General features: G+C 47.0%; 8 protein-coding genes. 5 read left to right on the forward strand and 3 right to left on the reverse strand.

What is annotated here, in order from left to right; translation table 11 throughout:
- The first annotated feature begins 105 nt into the window (after positions 1–105).
- Genes BLV85_RS13915 through BLV85_RS13925 form a run of 3 tightly spaced genes read left to right on the forward strand, consistent with a single transcriptional unit; the run spans position 106 to position 888 of the window.
- Positions 106–351: a hypothetical protein gene (locus tag BLV85_RS13915; RefSeq protein WP_218132856.1), complete on the forward strand. Its 246-nt coding sequence runs from the start codon at positions 106–108 to the stop codon at positions 349–351.
- Positions 352–395: 44 nt separating this feature from the next.
- A complete protein-coding gene (locus BLV85_RS13920; RefSeq protein WP_090415833.1) occupies positions 396–602 on the forward strand; it encodes a hypothetical protein in 207 nt (68 codons plus the stop codon).
- Between the two features lie 7 nt (positions 603–609).
- Positions 610–888 carry a hypothetical protein gene (locus BLV85_RS13925; RefSeq protein WP_090415834.1) on the forward strand — a complete coding sequence of 93 codons (279 nt, stop codon included), beginning with the start codon at positions 610–612 and terminating at the stop codon, positions 886–888.
- Between the two features lie 207 nt (positions 889–1,095).
- On the opposite strand, the gene BLV85_RS13930 is transcribed toward BLV85_RS13925, so the two are convergent.
- A complete protein-coding gene (locus BLV85_RS13930; RefSeq protein WP_218132857.1) occupies positions 1,096–3,009 on the reverse strand; it encodes a multicopper oxidase family protein in 1,914 nt (637 codons plus the stop codon).
- Between the two features lie 86 nt (positions 3,010–3,095).
- Positions 3,096–4,664, reverse strand: coding sequence for a tyrosinase family protein (locus BLV85_RS13935; protein ID WP_090415835.1), 1,569 nt, complete (start codon positions 4,662–4,664; stop codon positions 3,096–3,098).
- Positions 4,665–5,226: 562 nt separating this feature from the next.
- On the opposite strand from BLV85_RS13935, the gene BLV85_RS13940 reads away from it, so the two are divergent.
- Together BLV85_RS13940 and BLV85_RS13945 are read left to right on the forward strand one after the other, a co-directional pair.
- On the forward strand, positions 5,227–5,541 hold the full coding sequence (locus BLV85_RS13940) for a hypothetical protein (RefSeq protein ID WP_090415836.1): 315 nt from the start codon (positions 5,227–5,229) through the stop codon (positions 5,539–5,541).
- 33 nt (positions 5,542–5,574) lie between these two features.
- Complete coding sequence (locus BLV85_RS13945) at positions 5,575–6,027, forward strand: hypothetical protein (protein ID WP_090415837.1); 453 nt, start codon at positions 5,575–5,577, stop codon at positions 6,025–6,027.
- Between the two features lie 40 nt (positions 6,028–6,067).
- On the opposite strand, the gene BLV85_RS13950 is transcribed toward BLV85_RS13945, so the two are convergent.
- Positions 6,068–6,217, reverse strand: a 150-nt coding sequence (locus tag BLV85_RS13950; protein WP_176973882.1) for a transposase, incomplete at its 5' end; no start/stop codon positions are given.

Genomic DNA, 6,217 nt, shown 5'->3' on the forward strand with positions numbered 1-6,217 from the left:
TCAATGAAACCTTGGCAAAGTCGTTTCGCTGGACTTATATTGGCAAACCTTTGCTCGTATAGGTTATCGGATATATTTCGGATGCTGGGTACTAGGGGGCTGCTTTTGTCTGAATACACCGAAGTCGAACAACCTTTCCAGCAGCAACTCAAAGCACTGGGCTGGGAGGTTATCGACCAGGGGCAGGACATCCCCTCCGACCCGGCCAAAAGCCAGCGCGTCAGTTTCCGCCAGTGGCTGCTGCCGGAGGTTTTCAACCGTGCTGTTGCCGCACTGAACCCCAGTGCCGATTCTGGCAAGAACGGCGGCACCTGGCTGACAGCCAAGTATGCAATAGGGGTCAAGTCTTAAATCATGTTGTACATGCCGACCAAGGACGATATAAAGCCATTCTGATGGAGAAGGAAAGCTATCTGCTTGAACTCTCCCGCTATGTTGTGCTGAATCCTGCGCGGGCGGGTGGGGTGAAGGATATTGGGCAATGGCCATGGAACAGCTATTCAGCCATGATCGGGAAAAGCAGCCGTCCTGAGTGGTTGCAAACGGACTGGATACTGGGGACAGTTTGGGAAGCAACGGAAGCGGGCTGTTGCCGCTTATAGGGATTTTGTGCGCGCAGGGGTGGGGTTGCCGAGCATCTGGAATGATTTGCGCGGACAAATTGAAGAATTTGTCGAAATCATGCAGCAGCATGTGCAATCCGACAACGATATCAGTGAAATTCCGCGTGCACAGGGAAGAGCAAAGGCCAAGCCGCTCTCATCTTATTCATCGTTCAATGACAGAAATGCAGGGATTGCAGCAGCCTACCAAACAGGCGGCTATACGATGGAAGCGATAGCAGATGAATTCTGGCTGCATTATGCGACTGTTAGTCGAATGTATTAACACAAGACTTGACTTCTATGCCTTCAATTTGTCACTGGCAATTCCTCTCTTTGATTCAGTATAGATAACCGAACTATAAAAGATTTGGCAGGAATTGCCTCCTTCATTCATGCAATATTCGGGTTGGCCCAACCCGGGTTGAGGTTAGCGCTCGTTCCAGCAGGTATCACTCGGCGTTCTCGACGGTCTATGCCAGATGTAGAAAGACTAATGATGGCCGTGAGCAATTTCTTTGCGACCGTCACTGATACCAATACGTACGTTCTGCATCATACCCTGATCTTCATGATCCAAAATATGACAATGCAATACAAAGTCTCCAATATAGCGCTGATAACGGGTTCGCACAATCACCTTGTAGGTGCTCCCCTGCACGTTTTTAACCCATAACGTGTCTTTCCATAATCCTTTGGTTCCCCGGTATTGGACATCGGGCGGTGCTGACGAGTCGAAATCATCAACCGCATCAGGACCACTTACATCTTTACCGTCAGGGTCCAGTACGGCAATGATTTCAAAAGGGTTCACATGAATATGAAACGGGTGACTGGCAAGCTTTGAAGTCAATATCCATTCATCGCTGGTGCCTAACATCAGCTCCCTGTCGATACGTGCCAGGTCATAAGGTTTATTGTCAATCAGAAATAATCCATTTTTGATATCAAAAGTTAATGACTGCCTGCCATCCGTCTGTGTAACCGGCAAATGTGGAACGAATTTGCTCAGGAGTTGACCCTTCTCCAAATCATGGATGACTTGTTGACTGACATTGTCTGGATACTGCTGCTTTGCATTCTCTGTCAGAGTATGCATCAGATGGCTTGCCGGATCAGCTTTTGCTCTTCCGCTTACATCTACCACGGCCAATAGCTGGCGCGGTGACATTGTAGGGCCCACATTGGCCGACGCTGTTGCAGCGGTATCAATGACACAATACTGGCCCTGTTCCGGAAATATCATCAAAGCATCCCAGCGGTAACCAGGCTGAAAAACCGTAGTGGCGTATTGGCGGATAGCAGGCGCAGTGAGACCATCGGCTGCAATGATAAATTGTGTCAGGGGTTCGCCCGTACAGTATTGGTCAATCAACGCATCCTGCTGTAAGGCCTGCTGATGTAATACAGTGCGAAGATTATTGTTTGTCGATTTCATTTTCCGGAATTCCAGATTAATGGAATCGCGCACCCCGGCATGAATCATTCGCCAGCGTTCAACCTGCCCGGCTTTGGACTGAATAACGGGCTGCACCTGTCCGTTTATGCTGGTGAATCTTCCCGAGTCCGACCACTTGCCCGGAGCAAGTGCGGCATAACTCTCAATTTGGCCTATATCCCGCTCGTTACGGCAATCGTAATCTTCCGGTTTCTTGCCTTCTCCGTGGCAGTAATACTGAATTTGTTGAAATAATAAAATACGTTCCTGCACTCCTGGCAGTAAAGTATCAATATCACCATTTTGAGTTTCGGTAGGTGGTCGATTCCCTGTAACGATCAATGCACCGGCCATTCCGCTGGCAACTTGAATTGCCGTAGAACCATGATGATGCGGGTGATACCAGAAGGTACCGGCCGGATGATCAGCGGGAATATTGTATTCATACTGAAAATCAACATTGGGATTAATGGATATCAGTACGTTGTCGCTGTTGCCCGCCGGATTGATCCATAAACCATGGGTATGCATATTGGTACTGTTAAAACAGTGTGGCTTGTTGATGGGCAAGGATTTATCAAAACATGTTTCATCTTTCGGCAGACGGTTCTTTAAAGTTGCACGAAGGGTATCACCCGGTGCCATCACAATAGTCGGTGCTACATACGGTGCTTGGGGGTCAATGCCGGTACCCTGGTAACTGCGTAAACGAACCCTGTCCCAATCGTTGGCGGCCGGATTCCATATACGATTATCAGTGTAAGTTACTGTCCACTCGAAATGTTTTTCTGCAGTTGGTGAAGATTTCAACAAGCCTGTTGATGCCTGGGAAACAGCGGACTGAATGGGCATCAAAGAGGGATCATTCAGTAAATGGTCATTAGCAGAGCAAGCATTGTTCACCAGCGGAGACAAGAGCGGCAAGGCGCTCAGGGAAACTATGTATTTACAGATTGTCCGCTTCATCATAAAAAATTCCTTTCGCAGATATTGCTGGCCGTTTCGCAGACCATCTATAAGAAAATGCCCGGCCGGGGTGGGTCGGGCATGAGTGATCAGGGACGAATGGCGGTATTTTCCAGTCGAATCGTACCGACAGAAATTCCACTGGTGGAACGCACCTGTGGAACCGGGCGGCTGGATAAGGTAGTGGGCTCAAACGTAACAGATACACTGTCCGGGCCTGTCAGCCCCAACTTGGCAACATCTTCAGTTACATTAAAAATCAGTCGCTCACCGGTACTTTGATCATGATCATGTGCACCGAACAAATTGAATGTCGCCACATAAATACGTTTGTCACTCTGCTGTTTATTAGCGATATAAATGTCATAGGTTACCGCCGGAGCCCCATCAATAGTGACATCCTCCAGTATCAGATAAATTCCCGCAGTTTTCTGAAGCGTTTGCGACAGTGAGGACGCTTTCAAATTGGCAGCTGCCGGTTGTAAATTAACTGCTACCGGTTTTCCGCGTAAAACAACTTTATTAGGATGGGTCAGCAACGCATGTGACTTCAAGGGCGATTCTCCTGCAGCTGCAACCAAATGAGCCTCTTGCTTTAACACTGGTTGCTCGCAGCGCAGGTCAGTGGTGTAACGGCGTGGAAATTTCTTTTCATCAAAAAGATCAGCGATGGCCACCTCAACTTTATTACCATTTTCATCAGCAAAAATATAGCGGGTCTCATACCAGGCGTCCGGCATGCTCAGATTCTTTTTGGCCCAGGCGAGATCCTGCTTTTGCCCATTGGCTTTACGATCCAGCCAGCATTGCCATAAACGATCAATATTGGCGTGGTGCATATAAAATACCGGATCAAGTCCTGCAATCGGTACGAAACCCATATCTGGTGTGGTGCAGCCGGTACCTACCGCACAATGCATTACACCATGAGGCTGGTTTTGCAGTGTTTTCGAAAAGTTAGTGAAATCATTAAATTCAAATGCCTGCTTAGAGCTGGCAGTTTGCACAGAAATTGAGGTTGCATTGTCATTTAAACCAGGTGTACGCCACCTATCATACAGAGGATCGCTGGCCGATTGCCTGACCAGGAAAGGAATCGCCAGACCTTTTCCATCCTTGCTTTTTTCATCGTAATAATTCCAGTAAGGCAGAGATAAATCAGCGTCACCACTTTGCTTGCGCAAGGTTCTCTCAAAGAAATGCAGGTACATACGGTGCCATGGCAGAAAATTCAAATTGCCGTGCTGGCAAGTGCCCCAAACGTTTTCAGTAAAACCATCGTTTGGTACCGGCGTGTTAGCCATGTGCGCGTAATATTCATTACAGGTTTCTTTATCAAGGGTTTCAAGACAACTTGGCATCCGATAAGCAATATATTCTTGAAGATCAGTTGCATTTTTGCCCTTGCCAAAATAACCATGTGTGTTGGCCCAATAGGCAAAACTGGTACGGTACTCGGCAGAGTCCGGATTGGCGCTGCTATTGGCATTCATGCTGGCAATACCTTTTTCCAGAGCAGTCACTTTTGCAGCATCCTGGGAAAATTCCAGAACACTTATACGTGGGGTTTCAGCGGAAACAGTTGCAGAGAGTAATAGCAGTGTGACAGGCGCTACTGATTTCGCCCATTCATTTAATATTGTATGAAAAGCGTTCATTATTACCTTCTTGTATAAAAACAAGGAAAAAGAAAGGACTACCAGAATCAGCCGCTGTTCGCTCTATAGTAACGGGCATGCTGGTTCTATGGGCTCATGCCTCACACCATCGGCGTGAACTGATTCGCCTCCAGCTCACTGCTGGTAATGTATGTGTATGATCGTAAGTCCGTGCCCAACCTTTGCCAGGGTTGGTTCAAACTGAGACTTCCCGAAACAGGAGGTAAAAAACACCGGCCGCAGGGGTATGGCCAGCGGACGGAACTCTGTCTTTCAACCCACGGTGATGAAGAGCCGTTAGTTATTGTTATCGGTATCTGTACAAGAAACTTTAGCCCAACTTCGCACAATCAGGGGGGGGTCAAGTCTTAAATCATGTTGTATATGCCGACCAAGGACGATACAAAGCCATTCTGGTCGAAAAGGAAAGTTATCTGCTTGAACTCTCCCGCTATGTTGTGCTGAATCCTGCGCGGGCGGGCAGGGTGAAGGATGTGGAGCAACGGCCCTGGAGCAGTTTGGGAAGCGACAGAAACGGGCTTTTGCCGCTTATAGGAAATTTGTGCGCGCAGGGGTGGAATTGCCGAGCGTCTGGAATGATTTGCGCGGGCAAATTGAAGAATTTATCGAAATCATGCAGCAGCATGTGCAATCCGATTACGATATCAGTGAAATTCCGCGCGCTCAGCGGAGGGCAAAGGCAAAGCCGCTCTCATATTATTCATCGTTCAATGACAGAAATGCAGGGATTGCAGCAGCCTACCAAACAGGCGGCTATACAATGAAGGCGATAGCAGGTGAATTCTGGCTGCATTATGTGACTGTTAGTCGAATTGTTGAAAAAAACTGGGGTATGATATATTTCATCAAGACTTGACCCCATTTTTGGAGCAAATAGAGGGAGCGCAACTTGGCAGATTACATTAATAAAAATATCTTGAGTCAAGCTTATATTCATGTAGAGCCAGTAGAGCTTGAAACTGAAGAGCAGTTAAGCGCATTCAAAGAACACATTACAGAATTCGCAAGGTCTCGTACCAATTTCTATCTTCATCCAGACGTATCGATAGAAATTGAATTTGAAAATGGTTCTCTTAAAGCCAGAATCACCGTTATGGGAACAATATTTCTCCTAATGCAAGGCGTATCAAAGTATCCTGATTTCAGGGAGGGAGTAAGTCTCATATATAACGACTCAAAAAGGCTGGCTGAGTATATGGTTTCTGAGGCTCAGTTCTTTACTGGTTCAAAGCATCAAGACGTAATACGACTGGAAGCAAGAACTGGTGTTGTTGGTTCATTGCATAAGGTAATTCTTCAGCTTGAGCAACTAAACAACCACCAGCTAAAGCTGGTGGGTTAGTGACAATGACTAAAGTCAGGATACGGGTCTTAAGACCCGTTTAGCTTTCGGTTCTGAAATTATCATCACCTTTAGGTTCAAAATGATGCTCCAAATAGTTTTGAATCATTTCTTCTGTCAGTTCTCCTGATGTTACACAAAAGTATCCTCGCGCCCAAAAATGGCGCCCCCAGTAGCGTTTTTTTAAGTC

It is taken from the genome of Nitrosomonas halophila, assembly GCF_900107165.1.
Taxonomy (GTDB): Bacteria; Pseudomonadota; Gammaproteobacteria; order Burkholderiales; family Nitrosomonadaceae; genus Nitrosomonas; species Nitrosomonas halophila.